Annotated in this window: 21 protein-coding genes; 6 read left to right on the top strand and 15 right to left on the bottom strand. The window is 72.5% G+C overall.

Features of this window, described 5'->3' with window-relative positions; all coding sequences use genetic code 11:
- Positions 1 to 117 precede the first annotated feature (117 nt).
- The 5 genes from DVK44_RS03895 to infC all read right to left on the bottom strand — a co-directional run bounded on the left by DVK44_RS03895 (position 118) and on the right by infC (position 3,781).
- Positions 118 to 1,260 carry a sensor histidine kinase gene (locus DVK44_RS03895; RefSeq protein ID WP_114658336.1) on the bottom strand — a complete coding sequence of 381 codons (1,143 nt, stop codon included), beginning with the start codon at positions 1,258 to 1,260 and terminating at the stop codon, positions 118 to 120.
- A gap of 56 nt (positions 1,261 to 1,316) precedes the next feature.
- Positions 1,317 to 2,183, bottom strand: a complete 867-nt coding sequence (locus DVK44_RS03900; protein ID WP_114658337.1) for a TrmH family RNA methyltransferase — start codon at positions 2,181 to 2,183, stop codon at positions 1,317 to 1,319.
- Positions 2,184 to 2,297: 114 nt separating this feature from the next.
- Positions 2,298 to 2,684 (bottom strand): 50S ribosomal protein L20, encoded by a 387-nt coding sequence (gene rplT, locus DVK44_RS03905; protein WP_114626556.1) that lies wholly within the window; start codon positions 2,682 to 2,684, stop codon positions 2,298 to 2,300.
- Positions 2,685 to 2,789: 105 nt separating this feature from the next.
- A complete protein-coding gene (gene rpmI / locus DVK44_RS03910; protein ID WP_114658338.1) occupies positions 2,790 to 2,984 on the bottom strand; it encodes a 50S ribosomal protein L35 in 195 nt (64 codons plus the stop codon).
- A 128-nt stretch (positions 2,985 to 3,112) separates the two neighbouring features.
- Positions 3,113 to 3,781, bottom strand: a complete 669-nt coding sequence (gene infC, locus DVK44_RS03915) for a translation initiation factor IF-3 (protein WP_114664878.1) — start codon at positions 3,779 to 3,781, stop codon at positions 3,113 to 3,115.
- Between the two features lie 330 nt (positions 3,782 to 4,111).
- On the opposite strand from infC, the gene DVK44_RS03920 reads away from it, so the two are divergent.
- Positions 4,112 to 4,474, top strand: coding sequence for a DUF1844 domain-containing protein (locus DVK44_RS03920; protein WP_114658339.1), 363 nt, complete (start codon positions 4,112 to 4,114; stop codon positions 4,472 to 4,474).
- Here DVK44_RS03920 and DVK44_RS03925 read toward each other — a convergent pair.
- The 3 genes from DVK44_RS03925 to DVK44_RS03935 all read right to left on the bottom strand — a co-directional run bounded on the left by DVK44_RS03925 (position 4,465) and on the right by DVK44_RS03935 (position 7,677).
- Positions 4,465 to 5,196, bottom strand: coding sequence for an SseB family protein (locus tag DVK44_RS03925; RefSeq protein ID WP_114658340.1), 732 nt, complete (start codon positions 5,194 to 5,196; stop codon positions 4,465 to 4,467). The genes DVK44_RS03920 and DVK44_RS03925 overlap by 10 nt on opposite strands.
- A gap of 385 nt (positions 5,197 to 5,581) precedes the next feature.
- On the bottom strand, positions 5,582 to 6,829 hold the full coding sequence (gene mycP, locus DVK44_RS03930; RefSeq protein WP_114658341.1) for a type VII secretion-associated serine protease mycosin: 1,248 nt from the start codon (positions 6,827 to 6,829) through the stop codon (positions 5,582 to 5,584).
- The gene (locus DVK44_RS03935; RefSeq protein WP_331461570.1) at positions 6,826 to 7,677 is read right to left on the bottom strand and encodes a hypothetical protein; all 852 of its coding nucleotides are present in this window, start codon (positions 7,675 to 7,677) and stop codon (positions 6,826 to 6,828) included. Before DVK44_RS03935 ends, mycP begins: the two co-directional genes overlap by 4 nt.
- A gap of 932 nt (positions 7,678 to 8,609) precedes the next feature.
- Between DVK44_RS03935 and DVK44_RS03940 the strand changes: the two genes are divergently transcribed.
- Complete coding sequence (locus tag DVK44_RS03940; RefSeq protein ID WP_114664879.1) at positions 8,610 to 9,812, top strand: amino acid deaminase/aldolase; 1,203 nt, start codon at positions 8,610 to 8,612, stop codon at positions 9,810 to 9,812.
- Between the two features lie 36 nt (positions 9,813 to 9,848).
- Here DVK44_RS03940 and DVK44_RS03945 read toward each other — a convergent pair whose 3' ends face one another.
- Genes DVK44_RS03945 through DVK44_RS03955 form a run of 3 tightly spaced genes read right to left on the bottom strand, consistent with a single transcriptional unit; the run spans position 9,849 to position 13,393 of the window.
- Positions 9,849 to 10,640, bottom strand: coding sequence for a 3-oxoacyl-ACP reductase (locus DVK44_RS03945; protein WP_114658343.1), 792 nt, complete (start codon positions 10,638 to 10,640; stop codon positions 9,849 to 9,851).
- 3 nt (positions 10,641 to 10,643) lie between these two features.
- Positions 10,644 to 12,020 carry an aldehyde dehydrogenase family protein gene (locus DVK44_RS03950; RefSeq protein ID WP_228446981.1) on the bottom strand — a complete coding sequence of 459 codons (1,377 nt, stop codon included), beginning with the start codon at positions 12,018 to 12,020 and terminating at the stop codon, positions 10,644 to 10,646.
- 8 nt (positions 12,021 to 12,028) lie between these two features.
- The gene (locus DVK44_RS03955) at positions 12,029 to 13,393 is read right to left on the bottom strand and encodes a glutamine synthetase family protein (RefSeq protein ID WP_114658344.1); all 1,365 of its coding nucleotides are present in this window, start codon (positions 13,391 to 13,393) and stop codon (positions 12,029 to 12,031) included.
- Between the two features lie 98 nt (positions 13,394 to 13,491).
- On the opposite strand from DVK44_RS03955, the gene DVK44_RS03960 reads away from it, so the two are divergent.
- From DVK44_RS03960 to DVK44_RS03970, 3 genes are all read left to right on the top strand, one after another.
- Positions 13,492 to 14,223: a FadR/GntR family transcriptional regulator gene (locus DVK44_RS03960; protein ID WP_114664881.1), complete on the top strand. Its 732-nt coding sequence runs from the start codon at positions 13,492 to 13,494 to the stop codon at positions 14,221 to 14,223.
- A gap of 162 nt (positions 14,224 to 14,385) precedes the next feature.
- Positions 14,386 to 15,858, top strand: a complete 1,473-nt coding sequence (eat, locus tag DVK44_RS03965) for an ethanolamine permease (protein ID WP_181957396.1) — start codon at positions 14,386 to 14,388, stop codon at positions 15,856 to 15,858.
- A 41-nt stretch (positions 15,859 to 15,899) separates the two neighbouring features.
- A complete protein-coding gene (locus tag DVK44_RS03970) occupies positions 15,900 to 16,592 on the top strand; it encodes a gamma-glutamyl-gamma-aminobutyrate hydrolase family protein (protein WP_114658345.1) in 693 nt (230 codons plus the stop codon).
- A gap of 465 nt (positions 16,593 to 17,057) precedes the next feature.
- Here the strand turns inward: DVK44_RS03970 and DVK44_RS03975 are convergent, their stop codons facing one another.
- Positions 17,058 to 17,987, bottom strand: a complete 930-nt coding sequence (locus DVK44_RS03975) for a LysR family transcriptional regulator (protein WP_114658346.1) — start codon at positions 17,985 to 17,987, stop codon at positions 17,058 to 17,060.
- Positions 17,988 to 18,057: 70 nt separating this feature from the next.
- On the opposite strand from DVK44_RS03975, the gene DVK44_RS03980 reads away from it, so the two are divergent.
- On the top strand, positions 18,058 to 19,161 hold the full coding sequence (locus DVK44_RS03980; protein WP_114658347.1) for an SLAC1 family transporter: 1,104 nt from the start codon (positions 18,058 to 18,060) through the stop codon (positions 19,159 to 19,161).
- Between the two features lie 25 nt (positions 19,162 to 19,186).
- Here DVK44_RS03980 and DVK44_RS03985 read toward each other — a convergent pair whose 3' ends face one another.
- The 3 genes from DVK44_RS03985 to DVK44_RS03995 all read right to left on the bottom strand — a co-directional run bounded on the left by DVK44_RS03985 (position 19,187) and on the right by DVK44_RS03995 (position 23,697).
- Positions 19,187 to 19,741 carry a helix-turn-helix domain-containing protein gene (locus DVK44_RS03985; RefSeq protein WP_114658348.1) on the bottom strand — a complete coding sequence of 185 codons (555 nt, stop codon included), beginning with the start codon at positions 19,739 to 19,741 and terminating at the stop codon, positions 19,187 to 19,189.
- A 163-nt stretch (positions 19,742 to 19,904) separates the two neighbouring features.
- Positions 19,905 to 22,562: an ABC transporter permease/substrate binding protein gene (locus DVK44_RS03990; protein WP_114658349.1), complete on the bottom strand. Its 2,658-nt coding sequence runs from the start codon at positions 22,560 to 22,562 to the stop codon at positions 19,905 to 19,907.
- Positions 22,555 to 23,697, bottom strand: coding sequence for a quaternary amine ABC transporter ATP-binding protein (locus tag DVK44_RS03995; protein WP_181957397.1), 1,143 nt, complete (start codon positions 23,695 to 23,697; stop codon positions 22,555 to 22,557). The genes DVK44_RS03990 and DVK44_RS03995 overlap by 8 nt, the downstream gene beginning before the upstream one ends.
- Between the last annotated feature and the right edge of the window lie 167 nt (positions 23,698 to 23,864).

Here is a 23,864-nt window from a genome sequence, read left to right on the forward strand (position 1 = left end):
TACTTCCGATTGGCTGGCGAAACGACCCTGCTCGATCACTGGGGGCGCGAAGGTGCCAAAGGTCGAGTCTAAAGGCCGTACGTACGTGACGGAGCCCGTGGTGCCCGCCCGGGTCCGCTATATGAGATGGGCGGGCGTACCGACGGGCAGGACAAAGCGGAACTCGGCGCCACCGCCCGGCCCGCGCCCGACCGTGATCGTCCCGCCGTGGGCCTCGACGATGCCTTTGACGATGTACAGCCCCAGTCCGGTGCCGCCGCGCTTGCTGCCCCGCCAGAAGCGGGTGAAGACACGGTTCATCGACTCCTCCGGAATGCCGGGCCCCTCGTCGCACACGGTGACGGCCGTCCCCTTCTCTGTCCCGGCCGCGTGCTGGACCTCGGCGGCCGCCACATCGATGGTGACGGTTCCCTCGCCGTGGCGCACCGCGTTTTCCAGCAGGTTGCCCAGGACCTGGTCGATCTTGTCGGGGTCTGCCCACAGATCGGGCAGCGGCTGCTGGATACGGACCAGGAAGCGGTCGGGCGACTGGCCGGAGGCCGTGTGCGACTGGACGTGGCGTGCGACGGCCTGCCCGATGTCGACGGGCTGCCGGCGCAGCTCCAGCCGTCCGGAGTCGATACGGGAGATGTCGAGCAGCTCGGTGATCAGCCGGGTGACCCGGTTCGCGTCGGCGTCGACGGTCTCCAGCATCAGCCGCTTCTGGTCGTCGGTGAACCGCTCCCACTTGGCGAGCAGGGTGGCGGTGAACCCCTTGACGGAGGTCAGCGGCGAGCGCAGCTCATGGGCGACGGTCGCGATCAGCTCGGCGTGGCTGAGTTCGGTACGGCGGCGCGCCTCGGTGCCCCGGACGGAGACGACCAGCCGGCGGACGGGCCCGGTGGGGCGCTCGCGTACGTACCGGGCGGAGACGAGCACCTCACGGCCGCCGGGCAGCAGCAGATTGCGCTCGGGCTGGCCGACCCGGGTGGCGAGGCCGCCGTACGGGTCGGTCAGCGTCCACCAGCGGCGGCCCTTGAGGTCCTCCAGCGGCAGCGCCCGCTCCAGCGGGTGGCCGAGGGCGGCGGAGGGCGGTATGGCGGTGATCCGGGCGGCGGCGGTGTTGAAGCAGATGACCCGGCCGGTCTCGTCGGCGATGATCAGCCCGTCGGGGAGGTCGTCGGGATCGATACCGCACGGGCCGGATCCCGCCCCGCCGTCCGCCGGTCCGCCGATCGAGGCGCTCCGGGCCGCGTCGGATCCGCTCGCACCGACAGTCATGCCCGCACCCCACCTCTTCCGCGGTTGCTCAGTGGGTCCCCGAAAACGCAACAGTACTAGTCACGCCTGCCGGTACGGACCCCCTCAGCACGTACGCGGACGCGCTGGGCGCGTGCTGAGGCGTAGAGACATACGGCCGCGGCGGTCGCGAGGTTCAGGCTCTCGGCCTTTCCGTGGATCGGCACCCGGACGACTGCGTCCGCGAGGGCGCGCGTCTCGGCGGGCAGACCCCATGCCTCGTTGCCGAAGACCCAGGCGGTGGGCCCGCCCATGGTGTCCGCGTCCAGCTCGTCGTCGAGGTCGTGGTCGCCCGCGCCGTCGGCGGCGAGGATCCGTACGCCCGCCTCGCGCAGCCCCCGGACGGCCTGCTCCACGGGGACACCGACGGCGACCGGCAGATGGAAGAGCGAACCGGCCGACGCCCGTACGGACTTGGGGTTGTACAGGTCGACGGAGGCGTCGGTGAGGACGACGGCGTCGGCCCCCGCCGCGTCCGCGCAGCGCAGCACCGTTCCCGCGTTCCCGGGGTCGCGGACATGCGCGAGGACGGCGACGAGCCGGGGCCGGGCCCGCAGCACGGACTCGAACGGAGAGTCGAGGAAGCGGCAGATCCCCAGCAGCCCCTGCGGGGTGACGGTCCCGGAGAGGTCGGCGAGCACCTCGTCGGGCGCGGCGTGCACCCGGGCGCCGGTGGCCCGCGCCGCGTCGATCAGCTCCGGGTACCGCTCGGCGGCCTCGACGGTGGTGAACAGCTCGGTGAGGGTGGGCGCCCCGTCCTCGCCCCGGTGGGCCACCGCCTCCCGTACGGCCTGGGGGCCCTCGGCGATGAACCGGCGCTCCTTGCCGCGGAAGGCGCGCTTGGCGAGCCGCCGGGCGGCCGTGACACGCGCGGAGCGCGGGGAGATCAGCTCGGGGGTGCCCATCGGCGGCGGTACTCACTTCTCGTGGCGGGGGTACGGGTGGAACGCGCCGGACCCGCAGGCGCGATGCCTACGGGTCCGGCGGAGGAACGGGTACCGCTGAGGGCCGGAAGGCGATCAGGCGGCGGCCTTCGGAGCGTTGACGTCGCTCGGAAGGGCCTTCTGGGCGACCTCGACCAGCGCGGCGAACGCGTTGGCGTCGTTGACGGCCAGCTCGGCGAGGATCTTGCGGTCGACCTCGACGTTGGCGGCCTTCAGACCCTGGATGAAGCGGTTGTAGGTGATGCCGTTGGCGCGGGCGGCGGCGTTGATCCGCTGGATCCACAGCTGACGGAAGTCGCCCTTGCGCTTCTTGCGGTCGTTGTAGTTGTAAACGAGGGAGTGGGTGACCTGCTCCTTCGCCTTCCGGTACAGGCGCGAACGCTGGCCGCGGTAACCGCTGGCCGCTTCGAGGATTGCCCGGCGCTTCTTGTGGGCGTTGACTGCCCGCTTGACGCGTGCCACGTGTTGACTCCTTGTAGCGGGGCCGTGGGTGGACTCACACGACCCGAAAACGAATAGGTCCCGGTGCTGACAGCCGTCGCCCCCGGTCACCCGGGGGCGGTGGCGTCACTTGCCGAGAAGCTTCTTGATCTTCTTGGCGTCGCCGGGGGCCATCTCGGCGGTGCCGGTGAGACGCCGCGTCACCCGAGACGACTTGTGCTCAAGCAGGTGGCGCTTGCCGGCCCGCTCGCGCAGCACCTTGCCCGAGCCGGTGATCTTGAAGCGCTTGCTGGCACCGCTGTGCGTCTTGTTCTTCGGCATGGCGCCGCTCTCTCCTCGTCAGTGGCGCTCCCTGCCGGCCGGTTTCCCGACCGGCGCGCGGGAGCGTCAGATCTCTGGTATGTGGTTCCGGACGGAACCGGGGGCCGCCTGGACGGCACCCCCGCGGCTCACGCCTCGGACGAAGCCTCGGCGGGGGCCTGGGCGTCGCCCGTCGCGTCCGCCGACTCCTCGGTCGCGTAACCCTGACGCTCGGCCTTGCGGGCGGCCTGCGCCTCGCGGGCCTCGGCCATGGCCTCGGTCTTCTTCTTGTGCGGGCCCAGAACCATGATCATGTTCCGGCCGTCCTGCTTCGGGTTCGATTCGATGAAGCCGAGTTCCTCGACGTCCGAAGCGAGCCGCTGAAGCAGTCGGAAGCCCAGTTCGGGGCGGGACTGCTCACGACCACGGAACATGATCGTGATCTTGACCTTGTCACCCTGCTTGAGGAACCGGACGACGTGACCCTTCTTGGTGTCATAGTCGTGCGGGTCGATCTTCGGCCGGAGCTTCATTTCCTTGATGACCGTGTGCGCCTGGTTCTTGCGCGCCTCACGGGCCTTCATGGCCGACTCGTACTTGAACTTCCCGTAGTCCATGAGCTTGCACACGGGCGGACGGGCTGTCGCCGCGACCTCGACCAGGTCCAGGTCGTACTCCTGTGCGAGTTCCAGGGCCTTGGCGAGCGGGACGATGCCCACCTGCTCGCCACTGGGACCGACAAGTCGCACTTCGGGAACGCGAATCCGGTCGTTGATGCGGGGCTCGGCGCTGATGGATCCTCCTCGGTAGCACCACACGACTGTCTGGCAGACAGCCGCGTAACGTCTGTGTACGGACCAACCGCGGCGGAACATCAAAAATGCCCCGGACGGCACACAGGCAGCAGCTCCTTGAATACCGGAGCACCGCCGCGTATGAGCCACGGGGCGCGCATCGGGCAGTTCCATCGTCCGTACGGAACGATGGGCACCACCTGACCGGTGACCCGCCGCCCGGAAAGGGCAGCCAGGTGGGAGATCGGAGCCTCCACTTGTGGGCCGGGCACACACGTGTCCGGCCGGTCGTCACTCCAGGTTAGCAGCTCCCCGCGGCACGCGCTAACCGCCCGTGCGCCTATCGTGTGACCCATGAGCGACACGACGACACCCGAAGCAACCCCCGGCTACGACGCCATGGCCCGCGACATCGCGGAGGTCCCCGCCGTCGAGGTGATCGTCACGGTCGCGGTGAACCTGATGAGCGCGGCGGCCGTCAAGCTCGGACTCACCGACGAGGGCGACGCCCACAAGGACCTCGACGAGGCGCGCAAGCTGATCCACGCGCTGGCCGGCCTCATGGACGGCAGCACCACGGAGATCAGCTCCTTCCACGCCGCCCCGCTGCGCGACGGCCTCAAGTCCCTCCAGCTGGCCTTCCGCGAGGCGTCCGTCGTCCCGGACGCCCCGGGCCAGGGCCCCGGCGAGAAGTACACGGGCCCGGTCTACGGCTGACGTACGAACAAGGGCTCGCCCGGCGGCGGGGCATCGGCCGGCAGCAGCGCCAGGTCCAGCCCGCGCACCAGGCGGGCCCGCAGCACCTCGTCCGCCGCGAGCGCCCGCGCGACCCGCCGGGCCGCCTCCGCCGGCGGCTCGGCCGGGTCCAGTACGAGCGCGACGATGCCGTCCGCGCTCCCCGGCCCCAGATACGCCCGCCGCACCGCCCCCTCCCCCGCCACGACCGCCCGTACCGCCTCCGTGACGGCGGGATCCGCCAGCGGCTCGGCACTGGTCCGCCCCTCGGCGAGCGCGCGCAGCGCGGACCCGGTGAGCTGATACGTCACGGGCCCGGCCAGATCCAGCACCACGGTGTCCGCCTTCTCGTGCGCGGCGGCCTGCAACGCCTGCCCCAACGGCACGGCCACCGGCCTCGCCTCCGCGTCCCACCGCGCCAGCGCCTCCACCGACGTGAACGCCGGCAACGCCCGCCGGTCCCCCGCCCGGAGCGTCGGCACCGCCATGTCGCTCGTCTTCTCCCGGCGCAACCCGTCCGCGCCCTCCTCCACCTCCCCGAGCACGGCGACGATGGGCACCAGCAACCGCGCACCCCGCAACGCCGCCAGCACCCGCCCCTCCGCCCCCCGATCCACGGCCCAGGCGGCAAGCGCCTCGGCGAGAACGGGATCGGCGGCGCCGTCGTCGTCGGAAAACCCGGATTCCGGAATGTTCTTGAGCACGAGTTGACCCTACCGGGCGGGGATGTTGGGACGGCCTGAGCCCAGTACGCACCTGCGGGTACGTGGCCGGGGCCGCGGGCTGTTCGGGCTGAGCCCGGGGAGTTCGTGGCTCGGCCGACCACCTACCGGAGGGGGCCGGGGTCGCAGGAGGTGACGTCCCCGGATGTAGAGCGTGATTTGTGCCGCTGAACGGTCCGCAGTCGAAGAACCGGCCCGCACGCGGCGTAAATCATGCATCCGGGGATGCGCCTCCGGAGTGCCCCGGCCCCCGGCACCGAAACAACCGACCCGCACCCCGCAACCGCCCCAGCCCACGGCCCCCTAGCCGGAAGGCGACCCCGCCCCGGCCCCCGGCACCAGACGTGACGGCCGCACCCCCGCAACGTCAGAGACCACGGCCCCCCGCCGGGAGGCGACGGGCGCCGCCGCGCCACAGCAGCACCGCCCCCGCCAGCAGCGCCGCTCCCACCCCGCCCGCCGTCGGCGCGAGCCACGCCGCCGGTTCCGGGTCGGGGCGGGCCACGGTGGGGCCCGCCCCGAAGTACCGCTTGCGGTAGGTCGCGGCGTCGGCGGCCACGTCCGTACCAACGCCCCCCGCGCCGGCGGCGCGCAACGCCGCGGCCGGGTCCACGAACCCGTAGCCGCGCGCGTCATCGCGGCCGTCCTTCGGCGCGTCACGCGCCGTCTCCGCGAGCAGCCGCTTGATCTGGGCGGGGGTGAGGTCGGGGTGGGCCGAGCGGATGAGCGCGACCGCGCCCGAGACGAACGCGGCGGCCGCGCTCGTACCCCAGCCCTCGTAGTAGCGCTGGTCGGGGTCGGCGATGACGACGTCGACGCCGGGCGCGCTGACCGTGGCGTACCAGCGGCGGGTGGAGAACGCCGCGTGGGTGCCGTAGCGGTCGACGGCGGTCACGGCGATCACGCCGGGGTAGGCCGCCGGGTACGAGATGTGGTCGCCCTTCTCGCCGCCGTTGCCGGCGGAGGCGACGACGACGGCGCCCTTGGCGAGGGCGTACTGGACGGCTTCGTCCTCGCCCGCCTCCGGGTGGGCGGACTCGCTGTCGTCGCCGAGGGAGAGGTTGATGACGTCGGCGCCGTTGTCGGCGGCCCACCGGATGCCCTCCGCGAGGGCGCCGCCCTTGGAGGAGCGGGCCTTGGTCCGCTCGGGGTCGGTGCCTTCGAGGATGACCCGTACGGGCAGGATCTTCGCCTCGGGCGCGATGCCGAGGACCCCGTCGGAGCGGTCGGGGCCATGGCCGTGGCCCGCGATGATCCCGGCCATGGCGGTGCCGTGGCGGGCCCAGGACCGGTCGCCGCGTACCGCGCCGAAGCCGATGAGGTCCTTGCCGGGCAGTACGTGGCCTTCGAGGTCGGGGTGGCGGTCGTCGACGCCGGTGTCGAGGACGGCGACGGTCACGCCGGTGCCCTGCGCGCTGCGCCACGCCTCGGCGGTGTGCATGGCGTCCAGCGCCCACTGCCGGTCGCGGATGGCGTCGGCGTGCGCGGCGGGGACGGCGGGGGCGAGGAGGAAGGCCGAGGCGGCGAGGACCGCGGCGGCACGCTGCCGACGGCGGCGGCGCACGGCGGGCGCGGGCGCAGACGTGGGCGCGGGACCGGTCGCGGGCGGGGTCATCGTGGCCTCCGGGGTTCCGTCGTGCGCGCGCTGACGGCCTCGCGCAGTCCTCGTTCGACGCGGTCCGCGATGCCCTTGGCCTCGTGGCCGAGGCCCGACTGCGCGGGGGCGGTGGTGGCTTTGGGGACCATCGCGGCCGCCGCGGGCTGGGGCGCGGTGACTTCGCGTCCGTCGGTGAAGCCGGAGACGCCGTACACGACGACGGGGGCGTCGGTGAGGACGTTCACGGTCCAGCTGGCCCGCTGCGCGTCACCGAACTTGGCGGCGGAGGTGCCCTTGACGGCGAAGGCGCGGGGTATCAGATCGGCGCGGTCGGCGAGTTTCTCTTCGCGGAAACGGGCGCGCAGGGCGCTCATCGCGGCGGCGTCGGCCTGGGTGAAGACGAGCCCGACGGTGGTGACGTTGCTGGAGGTGGCGTCGACGTAGGTGGCGCGGAGCACGCGTTCACAGCCGACCGGGGCGATCGTCTTGACGAGCAGCGGGTCGAGGGCGGCGGCGCAGCCGCTGTCGGGGGCGACGCCGACCCTGGTCCAGTCACGGGCGGCGTTGCCGGGCCCGGCGCCGTCGCCCTTGAGCGTACGGGGGAAGAGGGTGTCGACGGGGACGCTGTGCCAGAGGGCGCGGGCCGTGGTGAAGCCGTCCTCGGTGGCGGGTTCGGCGGCGGAGTCGCCGGTGAGCCAGCTGCCGGTGACGGCGCCGCCGATCAGTCCGAGCCCGAGCACCCCGCAGACGAGCGCGGCGGCGGTACGACCGGGATGACGCGCGGGTACGGGCACCAGCCGCGCGTGCTCGTCGAGCGGCGGCGCGGGCGCCGGCGCGGGCCAGGCGCAGCCGGGAGGCGGCGGCACGGACGGCGGAGCGAACGAGGGAACCGGGGGCGCGGCGGGCGCCGTCGCCGGGGGCGCGGGCGACACCGGAGAGGGCGCAGCCGGAGCGGCGGCGGTGCGCGCCGTCGCCGGATTCGGAGCCCCGGGCGGCACAGAAGGCGCGACAGGCGGCGCATACGGCGGCACCAAAGAAGACGCAGCCTGAGCCGCAGCGGCCCGCGCCGTCGTCGGAGCCTCCGAAGCCGGAGCACCGGCGCTCCGCGCCACCGTCGGGCCCGGGCCAGGGCCCGGGCCAGGAGCCGAATCCCCCGGCGCCACGGACGGCGCGTACGACGGTGCCGGAGGTGTCGGAGGCGGCGGAGGCGTCGCCGGAGCGCCGCCCTCGCGGCCCGTGCGGCGGTCGCCGCCCGGCGGTGGCCCGTACACGGGCCGGCGGCCCGTGGTGACGGGCGGCGGGCCGAACGCGGTGCGCGGGCGCGGCGGGACGGTGGCGGTGCGGGGGTCGGCGGGCCCCGGCGGGCGCGGGGCCTCGGTGGCCGGTTTGCGCGCGCCCGGCACCGGCGTGACGGCGGGCGGGTGGGCCGGTTTGCGCGCGCCCGGCGCCGGCGCGACGGGCGCCCCGGGTGAGGCGGGCGGCCCGGGCGGGAGGGACGAGGCGGGGGCGGGCGGCTGCGCGGGGAGGGTGGCGCGCGGACCGGTGACCGGAGGGTGCGCGGGCCGGGGAGGTACGGCGGCGCGTGGTGCTTCGGTACTCATCCGCCCCCCTGTGCCGCTGCCTTGACCGGTCGGTCCACCGCATGACCGATCACCTTACGGAGCAGGCCCGTTCGACGCGGCGTGTGCGTCACTCTACGGGCTGGAGAGGGCCCGGCGGGAACGACCGCGAAGGCCGGGGTGATCTGCCCAGATCATCCCCTACCCGGGCGACGGTCATGTCTGGCAAGCTGCGGGCCATGAATCCGCGTGCCAGTGACCGGGTCCGGTACGACCGGGCCACCGCCCATCTCGACGCGCCGGTCGCCATCGTCGATCTCGACGCGTTCGACGCCAATGCCGACGATCTGGTGCGGCGGGCGGGGGGCAAGCCGATCCGGGTGGCGAGCAAGTCCGTACGGTGTCTGGCGCTGCTGGAGCGTGTGCTGGCCCGGGACGGGTTCGCGGGGATCATGTCCTTCACGCTGGCCGAGTCGCTGTGGCTGGCCCGGGCCGGGTTCGGCGATGTGCTGCTGGCCTATCCGTCGGTGGACCGGGCGGCGTACGCGGAGCTGACGGCCGATCCCAAGCTCGCCGCCGCGGTGACGGTGATGATCGACGATCCGGCGCAGCTCGATCTCATTGACGCGGCGCGCGACGGTGGCCGGGAGGAGGTCAGGGTCTGTCTGGAGCTGGACACGTCGCTGCGGCTGCTGGGCGGGCGGATCCGGTACGGCGCGCTGCGCTCGCCGCTGCGGGAGCCGGCCCAACTGGCGGATCTGGCCAGGTCGGTGGCGCGTCGTCAGGGATTCCGGCTGGTGGGGATCATGGCGTACGAGGGTCATGTGGCCGGGGTCGGGGACTCCCTGGTGGGGCGTCCGGTGCGGTCGCGGGCGATCCGGCTGATGCAGGCGGCGGCCCGGCGGGAACTGGTGGAGCGGCGGGCGGCGGTGGTGCGCGCGGTGCGGGCCGTCACACCGGATCTGGAGTTCGTCAACGGGGGCGGGACGGGCAGCGTCCAGCACACGGCGGCGGAGGAGGCGGTGACGGAGATCGCGGCGGGCTCGGGGCTGTATGTGCCGCGGCTGTTCGACAACTACACGTCGTTCACGGGCCGTCCGGCGGCGCTCTTTGCCCAGCCCGTGGTGCGGCGGCCCGGGGTCGGGGTGGTGACGGTGCTCGGCGGCGGCTATCCGGCGTCGGGGGCGGCGGGCCGTGACCGGCTGCCCGTGCCGTATCTGCCGCGCGGGCTGCGGTACGACGCGCAGGAGGGCCCGGGCGAGGTGCAGACCCCGCTGCTGGGCCCGGCGGCGGACGATCTGCTGATCGGTGACAAGGTGTGGTTCCGGCATGCCAAGGCCGGTGAGCTGTGCGAGCGGTTCGACACGCTCCACCTGGTCGCGGGCGACCGGGTGGTGGCGTCCGTACCGACGTACCGGGGCGAGGGCCGTACGTTCCTCTGACCCTCCGCCCCGGTCGCGGTCCGGCTGGCCGGCCGGCTACACGGGGGTGACGTAGGCGCCCGCGATGCCGCCGTCGACGAGGAAGTCGGTGGCGTTCACGAAGGACGAGTCGTCGCTCGCGAGGAACGCGACGGCCGCCGCGATCTCCTCGGCGTCGGCGAACCGGCCGACCGGGATGTGCACCAGGCGGCGCGCGGCGCGCTCCGGGTCCTTGGCGAACAGCTCCTGGAGCAGCGGGGTGTTGACGGGGCCCGGGCACAGCGCGTTGACGCGGATGCCCTCGCGGGCGAACTGGACGCCCAGCTCCCGGGACATCGCGAGTACGCCGCCCTTGGAGGCGGTGTAGGAGATCTGCGAGGTCGCCGCGCCCATGCGGGCCACGAAGGAGGCGGTGTTGATGATGGAGCCCCGGCCCTGGCGCCGCATGTAGGGGATCGCGGCCTTGCAGCAGAGGTAGACGGAGGTGAGGTTGACCTCCTGGACCCGGCGCCAGGCGTCGAGTCCGGTGGTGAGGATCGAGTCGTCGTCGGGGGGCGAGATACCGGCGTTGTTGAAGGCGATGTCGACGCTGCCGTAGGTGTCGAACGCGGTCTTGAACAGGGCCTCGACCTGGTCGGCGTCGGTGACGTCGACCTTGACGAAGGTCCCGCCGACCTCCTCGGCGGCGGCCTTGCCGGCGGTCTCGTCGATGTCGCCGCAGACGATGTGCGCGCCCTCGGAGGCGAGCCGGCGGGCGGTGGCGAGGCCGATGCCGCTGCCGGCACCGGTGATGACCGCCGTACGGCCCACGAGCCGGCGGCAGACGATGTCGTTCTGGGGAGCGGTCATGGGTCAGACCTCCGTGCTGAGGAAGACGTTTTTGGTTTCGGTGAAGGCGGTGAGGGCGTCCGGGCCGAGTTCTCGGCCGAGTCCGGACTGTTTGTAGCCGCCGAACGGGGTTCCGTAGCGGACGGCGCTGTGCGAGTTGACGGAGAGGTTCCCGGCGGCGACGGCGCGCGAGACGCGCAGGGCGCGGCCCACGTCCCGGGTCCAAAGGGAGCCGGCGAGGCCGTACGCGGTGGCGTTGGCCAGCCGGACGGCGTCCTCCTCGTCGTCGAAGGGCAGGACGACGGCGACGGGGCCGAAGACCTCCTCGGTGGCGACCGGGGAGTCGGCCGCCGCGTCGGTGAGGACGGTCGGGGGGAACCAGAAGCCGGGTCCGTCGGGCGCGGTGCCACGGATGGCGGGGGTGCCGTCGGGGACGTAGGACCGTACGCGGTCGAGCTGGAGCGCCGAGATGAGCGGGCCCATCTGGGTCTTCTCGTCGGCGGGGTCGCCGACGACGACGTTCGCGACGGCGGTGGTGAGCAGTTCCAGGAAGCGGTCGTGGACCTCGCGCTGGACGAGGATGCGGGTACGGGCGCAGCAGTCCTGGCCGGCGTTGTCGAGGAAGGCCATCGGGGCGCCGGCGGCGGCCTGTTCGAGGTCGGAGTCGGCGAAGACGATGTTGGGGCTCTTGCCGCCGAGTTCGAGGGTCACGCGCTTGAGGAGGGCGCTGCTCTTGGCCATGATCTGTTTGCCGACCCGGGTGGAGCCGGTGAAGACGATCTTGGCGACGCCGGGGTGCTCGACGAGGGCGTCGCCCGCGACGGCGCCGGCGCCGGGCAGGACCTGGAAGAGGTCCTCGGGGAGTCCGGCGTCGAGGGCGAGTGCGGCGAGCCGGAGCGCGGTGAGCGGGGTGGTCTCGGCGGGCTTGAGCAGGACGGCGTTGCCGGCCGCGAGCGCGGGCGCGGTGGCCCAGGCGGCGATGGGCATCGGGAAGTTCCAGGGGGCGATCACCCCGATGACGCCGAGCGGTTCGAGGAGGGTGATGTCGAGTCCGCCGGCGACCGGGATCTGACGGCCGGTGAGCCGTTCCACTCCGCCGGCGGAGTAGTCGAGCAGATCGCGGACGTTGCCCGCCTCCCAGCGGGCGTTGCCGATGGTGTGGCCGGCCTCGGTGACCTCCAGCCGGGCGAGTTCCTCGATGTGCTCGTCGACGACGACGGCGAACCGGCGCAGGGCCCTGGCCCGGTCGGCGGGGGCGAGCGCGGCCCACCGGAGCTGGGCCGCGGCGGCCCGCCGGACCGCGGCGTCGACCTGGGCGCGGGTGGTCGCCGGGACGGTGGCGACCGTCTCCCCGGTGGCCGGGTTGAGCACCAGGTGTGCGGCGGGGTGTTGTTCCTGCACGTCGTTCCTCACAGACGTTCGAAGGAGCGGCGAAGCTCCCAGTCGGTCACCGCGGCGTCGAATGCCTCCACTTCGACGCGCGCCATGTTGCGGTAGTGCGCGACCACTTCGTCGCCGAAGGCGGCGCGGGCGATGGGGCTGTTCTCCCAGAGGGCGGCGGCCTCGTGGAGGGTGGTGGGGACCTGCTCGTAGCCGGCGCTGTAGGCGTTTCCGGCGCACTCCTCGGGGAGTTCGAGCTGGTGCTCGATGCCGTACAGTCCGGCGGCGATCAGGCCGGCGACGGCGAGGTGCGGGTTGACGTCCCCGCCGGGCAGCCGGTTCTCGAAGCGCAGGGAGCGGCCGTGGCCGACGACGCGCAGCGAGCAGGTGCGGTTGTCGTAGCCCCAGGCGACGGCGGTGGGCGCGAAGGAGCCGGGCTGGAAGCGTTTGTACGAGTTGATGGTGGGCGCGTAGAGCAGCGAGAAGTCGCGGAGCGCGGCGAGCTGGCCGGCGAGGAAGTGGCGCATCACGGGCGACATGCCGCCGGGTCCGTCACCGGCCATGACGTTGGTGCCGGCCGCGTCCTGGAGCGAGAGGTGGATATGACAGGAGTTGCCCTCGCGCTCGTTGAACTTGGCCATGAAGGTGAGCGAGACGCCCTCCTGCGAGGCGATCTCCTTGGCGCCGGTCTTGTAGATGGCGTGCTGGTCGCAGGTGACGAGGGCCTCGTCGTACTTGAAGGCGATCTCGTGCTGGCCGGGGTTGCACTCGCCCTTGGCGGACTCGACGGTCAGTCCGGCGGTGGCCATCTCGTTGCGGATCCGGCGCAGCAGGGGTTCAACGCGTCCGGTGCCGAGGACGGAGTAGTCGACGTTGTACTGGTTGGCGGGGGTCAGGCCGCGGTAGTGGCTGTCCCATGCCTGTTCGTAGGTGTCCTTGAAGACGATGAACTCCAGCTCCGTGCCGACGTGGGCGGTGAAGCCGTGTTCGGCGAGGCGCTCCAGCTGGCGGCGGAGGATCTGCCGGGGGGCGGCGACCACGGGCGAGCCGTCGTGCCAGGCGAGGTCGGCGACGAGCATCGCCGTGCCCTCGTTCCAGGGGACGCGGCGCAGGGTGGAGAGGTCGGGGCGCATCGCGAAGTCGCCGTAGCCGCGGTCCCAGGAGGACATCTCGTAGCCGTCGACGGTGTTCATGTCGGTGTCGACGGCGAGCAGGTAGTTGCAGCCCTCGGTGCCGTTCTCCAGAACGTCGTCGAGGAAGAACGGTGCGGCGAACCGCTTGCCCTGGAGGCGGCCCTGCATGTCGGGGAAGGCAAGGACGACGGTGTCGATCTCGCCGCTCTCGACGAGGACACGCAGTTCCTCGACGCTGAGCGGGGGTGTGCGGTCTGCCACGGGGTGCTCCTCCTTCGGTCAGCCGGAAGCCATAAGGTATGCCTGTAGACCATTGATTGGGAAGGGGGGACGGCCACGTGGCGAAGAAGAGCGAGCCGATGGACCCGACGGAAGCGGACCGTCTGGCTCCGGTTCTGCGGCCCGTCCGGGCGGGGAACGGTTTCGAGGAGGCGCTGGAGCAGATCCTCCGGGTCGTCCGGCTCGGACTGGTCGCCAGCGGCGAACGTCTGCCCGCCGAAAGGGAGTTGGCGGACCGGCTGCGGATCAGCCGGGTGACCCTGCGCGAAGTGCTCAAGGTCCTCCAGGACCAGGGGCTGCTGGAGAGCCGGCGCGGCAGATACGGCGGCACCTTCGTCCGGCCGCGGCCGGACGCGGCGGCGCCCGGCGCCGAGGAGGAGCTGCGGCGCCGGGGGGCGAGCGTGGACATCGAGGACGTGCTGCGCTTCCGCGAGGTGCTGGAGGTCGGCGCCGCGGGGCTGTGCGCGGCGGAGGGGCTGACCGGCGAGCGGGCGGACCGGCTGCGCTCCGCGCTGGCCGCAACCCGCGACGCTCCGCTGGCGGAGTACCGGCGGCTGGACACGCTGCTCCACCTGACCCTCGCCGAGCTGGCCGGCTCGGCGACCCTGACCGAGCAGTACGCGGCCGTCCGGGCATCGGTCAACGACCTGCTGGACTGCATCCCGCTGCTCGTGCGGAACCTGGAGCACTCGCAGCGGCAGCACGCGGCGCTCGTCGAGGCGGTGCTCGACGGGGACGCGGACGGCGCGCGCGAGATCGCCCGCGAGCACTGCGGCGGTACGGCGGCGCTGCTGCGCGGGTTCCTGACCTGAGCGGCACGGCCGGGCGGGGCGGCCTTTTCCGATCCGTAACAACCGTTTAACGCGCGGGCCTTGCGCGCGGCCTTTCCGGGAGTAAAGGTATGGCCTCACACCTTTACTCCGAGTACCGCGAGCACCGCGGGTCTCCCGAGTAACCCGAGGCAGGAGCTGCTCATGTCCGACGGCACCGAAGCGCTCACCCCACCGGCCCCCGCGGCCGACGGCGCCGAGCAGCGGGACACCGACTATCTGAAACGCCGGGCGCTGCGGCGCGGCAGCGCGGGCTGGCTGCTGCTCACCGGCCTCGGTGTCGCCTACGTCGTCTCCGGAGACTTCTCGGGCTGGAACATCGGCCTCTCCGAAGGCGGCTTCGGCGGTCTCGCGATCGCCATGGTGCTGATGGGGGTGATGTACGCCTGTCTGGTCTTCTCGCTCGCCGAACTCTCCGCCATCCTGCCCACGGCCGGCGGCGGCTACGGCTTCGCCCGGCGCGCGCTCGGCACCTGGGGCGGCTTCCTCACCGGCACGGCGATCCTCATCGAGTACATCCTGGCGCCGGCCGCGATCTCCATCTTCATCGGCGAGTATGTCGAGTCGCTTCATCTCTTCGGGCTGACCGCCGGCTGGCCGGTCTATCTCGCCTGCTTCGTGATCTTCATAGGCATCCATCTCTGGGGTGTCGGCGAGGCGCTGCGCTTCAGCCTGGTGGTGACGGCCGTCGCGGTGGCGGCGCTGCTGATCTTCGCGGTCGGCGCGTTCACCGAGTTCGACGCGAGCGGCCTCAACGACATCCCGGCCGACCCGAACGCGTTCGGCTCGAACTCCTGGCTGCCGTTCGGGCTGCTGGGCATCTGGGCGGCCTTCCCCTTCGGGATGTGGTTCTTCCTCGGTGTGGAGGGCGTACCGCTGGCGGCCGAGGAGGCCAAGGACCCGGTGCGCTCCATGCCCAAGGCGCTGTCGATCTCCATGGCCGTGCTCGTCCTGCTCGCGCTGATCACCTTCTTCGCGGCGACGGGGGCGCGCGGCTCGGCCGCCGTCCAGGAAGCGGGAAACCCGCTGGTGGTCGCGCTCCAGGGGGACGGTGGCCCGACCCCGCTGAGCCGCTTCGTGAACTACGCCGGACTGGCCGGTCTCGTCGCATCCTTCTTCTCCCTCATCTACGCCGGCTCCCGGCAGCTGTTCGCGCTCTCCCGCGCGGGCTATCTCCCCCGGTTCCTCTCCCTGACCAGCTCCCGCAAAGCCCCCTATCTGGGTCTTCTCATCCCGGGCGCGATCGGTTTCGCACTGGCCGCGGCCACCGGGGACGGCGGCCGGATGCTGAACGTCGCGGTGTTCGGCGCGACCATCTCGTACTCCCTGATGGCCCTCTCCCACCTCGTCCTGCGCCGCCGCGAGCCGGACCTCCCCCGCCCCTACCGCACCCCCGGCGGCCAGCTCACCTCCGGCGTGGCGCTCGTCCTGGCGCTGTCCGCGCTGGTCGCGACGTTCCTCGTCGACAAGGAAGCCGCGTTCATCGCCCTGGGCGTCTATGCCGTCGCCCTCGCCTACTTCACCTTCTACAGTCGGCACCGGCTGGTGGCCGCCGCTCCGGAGGAGGAGTTCGCGGCCCTGGCCGCGGCGGAGGCCGAACTCGAACGGGACCGCTGAGCGCGGTCCGGGTTCCACCAGCACGAAGGAGTACGAGAACCATGAAGCCGCTCATCGGCGTCAGCACGTATCTGGAGGCGTCCGCCGCCTGGGGCACCTGGGAGCTGCCCGCGGCGCTGCTGCCCACCGGCTACCACCGGCTCGTCCAGCGCTCCGGCGGCCTGGCCGCGCTGCTCCCGCCGGACGGCGACCCCGAAGCCGCCGCGGCGGTCGTCGCGCGGCTCGACGGCCTGGTCATCGCGGGCGGCCCCGACGTCGAGCCCGTACGGTACGGAGCCGACCGCGACCCCCGCACCGGCCCCCCGGCCTGCGAGCGGGACGCCTGGGAACTCGCCCTGATCGACGCGGCCCTCGCCGCCGGCACTCCCCTGCTGGGCATCTGCCGCGGCATGCAGCTCCTCAACGTGGCCCTCGGCGGAACGCTGGTCCAGCACCTCGACGGCCACACCTCCGGCACCCCCGGCCGCTTCGGCGAACACCCCGTAAAGCCGGTCCCCGGCACGCTCTACAACGACCTCATCCCCACGGAACTCACCGTCCCGACCCACCACCACCAACACGTCGACCGCCTGGGCAAGGGCCTGACGGCGTCGGCGTACGCGACGGACGGGACGGTCGAGGCGGTGGAACTGGCGGGACCGGGCTTTACGCTCGGCGTGCAGTGGCACCCGGAGATGGGCGAGGACGTGCGGGTAATGACAGCCCTGGTCCAAGCGTCTGCGCCTCCCGGCTAGGGGCCGTGGTCCGTCTTGGGCTAAGCCCGGTGCACACGTGCGGGTTGTCGCCGGGGTCCCCTCCGGTGGCACGCGCCCGGACTGCACGATTTACGCCGCGTGCGGGCCGGTGGCCACCCGCGGGTTTCGCTCAGCGGCACAAATCGCGCTTTACGTCCGGACACGCACCCCCTGCGGTGCCCCCTTCACGACCCGCACAGACCCACCGGGCCCAGCCCGGGACGCTTGGGCGCGGGCCGTCCACCGGGCGGAGGGGGCCGGGGTCGCAGGAGGTGACGTCCCCGGATGTAGAGCGTGATTTGTGCCGCTGTACGCGCGTGCAGTCGGCCGATATGCCGCACGCGGCGTAAATCATGCATCCGGGGATGCGCCTCCGGAGTGCCCCGGCCCCCGGCACGAAACCAACCGGCCGCACCCCGAACCGGCCCGCACCACGACCCCCCAGCCGGGAGGCGAAACGACCCCTCACCGGGAGGTGCCCCGGGTCAGCGACAGCAAGTCGCGTGCCGGCCCCGCCGGGCGGCTCCCCGTAGGCCAGACCGCGCGCAAGTCGCGGCGGAGGCGGATGCCCGCCACCGGCACGCTGACCAAGCGGTGCGCGGCCAGTTCGTCGACCACCGCCAGTTCGCTGAGCACGCACGGACCCGCCCCGCTCACCGCCGCGGCCTTCAGCGCCGTGGTGGAGGCCAGTTCGAGGAGGGGGTCGGCGAGGCCGCCGTACGGGGTGAGCCCGGCGTCGAGGACCTGCCGGGTGCCGGAGCCGGTCTCGCGGAGGATGAGCGGTGTACGGGCCAGCTCCGCCGGGTCGAGCGGGGTACGGCGGTGGGCCCATGGATGGCCGGGCGCGGTGACGACGAGGAGCCGGTCGTGGCCGATGACGGCGGAGTCGAGCCCGTCCGGCGTGGCGAGGCCCTCGACGAAGCCGAGGTCGGCCTCGTGGGCGAGGAGGCGCTCGGCGACGGCGAGGGAGTTGCCCGCGTGGAGCGAGACCGCGGTGTCGGGCCGTTCCCGGCGGAGCGCGATCAGCCAGCGGGGCAGCAGGTACTCGGCGATCGTCATGCTGGCGGCGACCCGCAGCCGGGAGTCCCGGCGGCCCCGCAGTGCCTGCGCTCCCGCGTCGAACGCCTCGGCGGCCTCCACGACCCGGCGGGCCCAGTCGGTGACCAGCGTCCCGGCGTCGGTGAGCCGGGAGCCGCGCGGGGAGCGGTCGACCAGGGCCACCCCGAGCTGTCGCTCCATCGACCGGATCCGGCTGCTGGCGGCGGGCTGGCTGATGCCCGTCTCGCGGGCGGCCCGGCCGAGGCTGCCGAGGCGGGCGACGGCGAGGAGCAGCTCCAGCGCGCCGAGGTCGGGCACCCGGTGGGAGAGCGGAACGGCGGGCACGGGATCTGTCATAACCCCAGCTTATGACCCCATCGACGGAAAGGGCCTGGTACCCGCCCCGCGGCGCCCGCAGGGTGGGGGCATGGTCACCACGGACGCGCTGCGGCATTTCGGGCCCCACTGGTACGCGCCGGTGATGGGCACGGCCGTCGTCGCGACCGCGGGCGCCGCGCTGGGGTCCGGTCCGCGGGCGGTGTACGGGGCGGTGTGGGCGCTGTCGGCGGTGCTTCTCGTGCTCGTGCCGGCCGCCCGCGCCGGGCACTGGCGCCACCATCCCGGCCAGGCCCGCGCGCATCTCCTCGATCCGGCGGTGGCGCCGTTCTACGGGTGTCTCGCGATGGCGCCGCTGGCCGTCGGCACGGCCACGCTCACCGTGGGCCGGGATGTGCTGGGCGGGCGGGCGGCGCTGGCCGTGGCCGCGGTGCTGTTCGGCGCGGGGACGCTGCTGGGGCTCGTGGTGGCGGTGACGGTTCCGTATCTGATCGCCGTGCGCCACCGGCCGGCGGTGGCGGACGTGTCGCCGGTCTGGCTGCTGCCGGTGGTGGCGCCGATGGTCTCGGCGGCGTCCGCGCCGCTTCTGGTGCCGTATCTGCCGGCCGGCCAGTGGCGCGCGGCGCTGCTGTTCGGCGGGTACGGGCTGTTCGGGGTGAGTCTGCTCGCCACGCTGGCGCTGCTGCCGCTGATCCTGGCCCGGCTGCTGCTGGGCGGGCCGCCGCCGCTCGCGCTGACCCCGGCGCTCTTCCTGGTGCTGGGCCCGCTGGGGCAGTCGGTGACCGCGGTCCATCAGCTGGCGGGCGCCGCCGTGGGCACGCCGTACGCGGGGGTGCTCGCGGCGCTCGCCGTGGGGTACGGGGTGCCGGTGCTGGGGTTCGCGCTGTTCTGGCTGGCGCTGGCGGCGGCGCTGGTGGTCCGGGCCGTACGGCGCGGGATGCGGTTCTCGATGACGTGGTGGGCGTTCACGTTCCCGGTGGGTACGTGTGTGACGGGCGCGGCGGGGCTGGGGCGGCGCACGGGGCTGGTGGCGCTGGAGTGGCTGGCGGTGGCGCTCTTCGCGCTGCTGGTGGCGGCCTGGGCGGTGGCGGCGTGGTGCACCCTGCGCGGGCTGCTCCGCGGCGCGCTCCCGGCGGCGGCCGGCGCGGCGACCGGGGTGGGTGCCGGGGTGCCGGCCCGCGCCCGTACTGCCTGAAAGTCCCCGTACCGCCTGACGCGGCTTACGGGCGCCGGGGGTCGACCGTCGCGTCGATGTGTTCGGCGACGGCGACGACCAGGATGCGGGTGCCGGGCTCGGTGGCGCGCCAGCGGTGGCGTACCCCGCCGGAGAGGTAGAGCGTGTCGCCGCGCTCCAGCCGGTAGGCGCGGCCCTCGGCCTCGACCTCGGCGGCGCCGTCGGCGATGTACATGATCTCGTCGTTGCGGTGCTGGTACTCCCGGCCGGTGTCCTGCTCGCCGGTGAACTCCTTGGCGTTGAGCTGGTGCCCGCCGCGGACCACCCGGCGCACCCCGGGTCCGGCGGCGTCCGGGGCCCGTACGACATCGACCGTACGGGCCGAGTCGGCGGCGGCGTGCAGCTGGGCGGGGGTGGTCTCCAGGGCGTCCGCGACCCGTTCCAGGGAGCGGGTGCTCGGCCGGGCGCGCTCGTTCTCGATCTGGCTGAGGAAGGGCACGGACAGCCCGCTGCGGGCGGCGACCGCCGCCAGCGTCATCCCCAGGGACCTGCGCCGCCTGCGGACGGCCGCGCCCACCCTGAGCGCTTCCTTGTCGTCCATGACTGGCTCCCTCCCGACCGGATCGTCATCCTCTCAGAGTTGACGCCCGTACAAGAGCTGTCCTCCATGATGCGCGCGGCCGGGGCGGAACGGAAACACGCCGAAGGGGCGGGCTTCGCCAGCTCGGGCGAGGCCCGCCCCTTCGGCGGAGCGGAAGCTTTCTTTACAGCGGGGCCATCGTGTCCACCATGCCGGGGTTCTTCCCCATCCAGGTCGCGACGGCGGCTTCCTCGTGCCCGGCGCCGGCCTTCTGGATCTCGTTCTCCAGGCTGCCGAGCTGCTCCTCGCTGAGCTTGAAGTCCTTGAACCACTCGGTCAGGCGCGGGTAGTTCGCCGGGAAGTCCTTGTGCGCGACGGTGGTGAGCCGGTCGCCGTCCCCGAACGCCTTCTGCGGGTCTTCCAGCTTGGTCAGCCCGTACTCGCTGTAGGCCCAGTGCGGGGTCCAGAGCGCGACCGCGATCGGCTCCTTCTTGGCGTACGCGCGCTTCAGCTCGGCGAGCATGGCCGGGGTGGAGGCGTCCACGATCTTGAACTCGTCGCCGAGTCCGTAGCCGGGCAGGATGTCCTTCTTGAGGACGTCCATCATCGCGGCGCCGGGCTCGATCCCGACGATCCGGCCCTTGAACTCGTCGCCGCGGCCCTTGAGGTCGTCGAGCGACTTCACTCCTTTGACGTACGAGGGGACGGCCACCTCACGGGTGGTCGGGCCGTACCAGGAGCCGAGCTGGGTGAGGTCGTTCTTGTACTTGTCCCAGTAGCTCTTCTGGGCGTTGGGCAGCCAGCCGTCGAACTGGACGTCGACCTGGCCGCGCGCCATGGCGGTGTACATCGGGCCGAGTTCGAACTGCTTGAGGTTGATCTTGTAGCCGCGCTCCTCCAGGACCGCCTTCCACAGATAGGTGGCGGCGATGTCCTCCTCCCAGGGGAACCAGCCGATCTCGACCGCGCGCTGCCGCTCGTCATTGGCGCCGGTGTCCTTGGCGCCGGCCGCGGCCGTCTTGGCGGTGGCCCCGCCGTCACCCAGCGGGGTCCACTCGTCGACGGCCCCGGGGTTCTCCTTGAGCCAGGCGCGCACGGCGCTCTGCTCCTCGCCCTTCCCGGCCTCCTGGATGCCGGCTTCGAGGCTGGTGAGCTGCTTCTCGGTCATCTTGAAGTTCTTGAGCCAGTCGGCGACCCGGGGGTTGTCCTCGGAGAAGCCCTTGCGCGCCAGGTTGTGGACGCCGTCGTTCTCCGCGCCGAACGCCTTCTTCGGGTCGGCGAGCTTGGTCAGGTCGTACGTGTCGTACGCCCAGTGCGGCGACCAGAGCACGACCGCGACGGGCTCCTTCTTGGCGTACGCGCGCTTCAGCTCGGCGAGCATGCCGGTGGTGGAGCCGTCGACGATCTTGTACTCGCTGTCGAGGCCGTACGCCTTGAGGACCTTGTCCTTGAGGAGGCCCATCACACCGGCGCTGGGCTCGATGCCGATGATGCGGCCCTTGAAGGTGGAACTCTTGCCCTTGAGGTCCGCGAGGGAGTCGATGCCCTTCACGTACGACGGGACGGCGATCTCCAGGGAGGTCTCGTCGTACCAGGACCCCATGTCCTCCAGGCTGTCCTTGTACTTGGCCCAGTAGGAGGCGTGGGTGACCGGCAGCCAGGAGTCGGTCTGGATGTCGATCTGCCCGCCGGCCTGGCCGGTGTAGAGGGCGCCGGCCTCGTACTGCTTGGCGTCGACCTCGTACCCGCGCCGCTCCAGCATTTCCTTCCAGAGGAAGGTGGAGGCGATGCCCTCGTCCCAGGGGATGTACCCCATGCTGATCTTCTGGCCCTTGCCGACGTTGCCCGCGTCGTCGGTGGTGTCCGAGGACGAGGAGCCGCCGAAGAGGCCGATGCCGCCCGCGGCGAGCGCGAGGACGAGCACCCCGGCGAGCGCGACGACGGGCTGGGGGCGGTGGTTCCAGATCTTCGCGCCGCCCGCCAGTTCCCGGGCCTTGGCCAGGGCGCGGCGGCCGACCGGGGAGACCTGGAGGCTGAGCGCGCCGGTGACGCGGTCCAGGTACACGGCCAGGATGACGACGGAGAGACCCGCCTCGAAGCCGAGGCCGATGTCGATGTTGCCCAGCGCGCGGTAGACGGCGCCGCCGAGACCGCCGCCGCCGACCATGCCGGCGATGACCACCATGGACAGGCCCAGCATGATGACCTGGTTGATCCCGGCCATGATCGTCTGGAGGGCCAGTGGCAGCTGGACGCGGAGCAGGGTGTTGCGGGGCGTGGTGCCGAACGCCTCGGCCGCCTCGACCAGTTCGCCGTCGACCTGCCGGATGCCCAGCTCGGTCATCCGGACACCGGGCGGCAGGGCGAAGATGATCGTGGCGATGATGCCGGGCACCACACCGACGCCGAAGAAGACGACGCCCGGGATCAGATAGACCATGGCGGGCATGGTCTGCATCAGGTCGAGGACCGGCCTGATCACGGAGCTGACGGTCTTGGAGCGCGCCGCCCAGATACCCAGTGGCAGGGCGACGGCCAGCACGATGATGGTCGCGACGAGCACCAGGGAGAGCGTCTCCATCGCCTCGCCCCACAACTCGATCGAGTCGATGAGGGCGAAGCCGACGAAGGCGAGCACACCGGCGGACAGACTCCGCAGCCACCAGGCGAGTACGGCGAGGATGCCCGCGAGGAGCAGCGGCTGCGGGGCGGAGAGCACGGCGTTGATGCCGTCGTACATACCGGAGACGACGGATCCGGCGGCGTCGAACAGCCAGGCGAGATGGTCCTGGAGGAAGTCGACGGCGCTGTTGACCCAGTCGCCGAGAGGGAGCCTAGGCACGGGCGACCGCCTTGTCCTGCTTGCCCTGCGCGGCCGGCGTACCGGCCGGGGCGCCGGCGTCGGCGGGTTTCATCGGCTCGCCGAGGACGGCGAGGAGCCGGGCGCGCGGGACAACGCCGAGGAGCGCGCCCTCGTCGTCGACGACGGCGACGGCGACCCCGCTGGTGGAGCAGGGCGTGAACAGGTCGATGATCGGCGTGGACTCCGGTACGACGGCGGGCGCGGCGTCGATGACGTCCTGGGCGGTACGGAGTTCCTCGCCGCCCTCGGTACGGGTGCCGATGACGGTGTCGGGGTCGGCCATGATCGCGCCGGCGGTGAGCACCCGGGAGCGGTCGACGTCCTGGGTGAAGGAGGCGACGTAGTCGTTGGCCGGGGTGACGAGGATGTCCTCGGCGGTACCCAGCTGGACGATCTCGCCGTCGCGCATGACCGCGATCCGGTCGCCGAGGCGCATGGCCTCGTTGAGGTCGTGGGTGATGAACACGATGGTCTTCTTGAGCCGTTTCTGGAGCTGGAGCAGCTGATCCTGCATGTCGCGGCGGATCAGCGGGTCGAGCGCGCTGAAGGACTCGTCCATGAGGAGCAGGTCGGCGTCGGTGGCGAGCGCGCGGGCGAGCCCGACGCGCTGCTGCATACCGCCGGACAGCTCGTCCGGCCAGGACGACTCCCAGCCGCCCAGGCCGGTCAGCTCCAGGGCCTCGGCGGCGCGGCGGTCGCGCTCCTCGCGGGTCACTCCCTGCACTTCGAGGCCGTATCCGGCGTTCTCCAGCACGCTGCGGTGCGGGAAGAGCGCGAAGTGCTGGAAGACCATGCTGATCTTGGTGGAGCGGACATGGCGCAGATCCTGCGGGCTCAGGGCCGTGAGGTCCTGGCCGTCGAAGAGGACCTGGCCGGCGGTCGGCTCCAGCAGTCCGTTGAGCATGCGCAGCAACGTGGACTTGCCGGACCCGGAGAGGCCCATCACCACGAAGATCTGACCGGGCTCGACCGTGAACGAGGCGTCGATCACCGCGGCGGTCGTACCGTCGGTGCGCAGCTCGTCACGGTTGGTGCCGTTCTTGAGCTTCGTCACTGCTTCGTCGGGTCGTCTGCCGAAAACCTTGTACAGGTGTTCGGCTTGCAGCCTGGACACATACACCTCACGCGTTGAACGGATACGGCCCGCAACCCCCGCGGGCGGGCCGTGGAGCGAGCGGGTTCGGCCCGCTGACCGGCGGCATGCTCGAAAACGCAACCGGGTTCGCCCCGAGGCCGCGCCTGCCCCCGCTTACGCGGACCAAACAATTGAGTGATCCGGAT

It is taken from the genome of Streptomyces paludis, assembly GCF_003344965.1.
Classification (GTDB): domain Bacteria; phylum Actinomycetota; class Actinomycetes; order Streptomycetales; family Streptomycetaceae; genus Streptomyces; species Streptomyces paludis.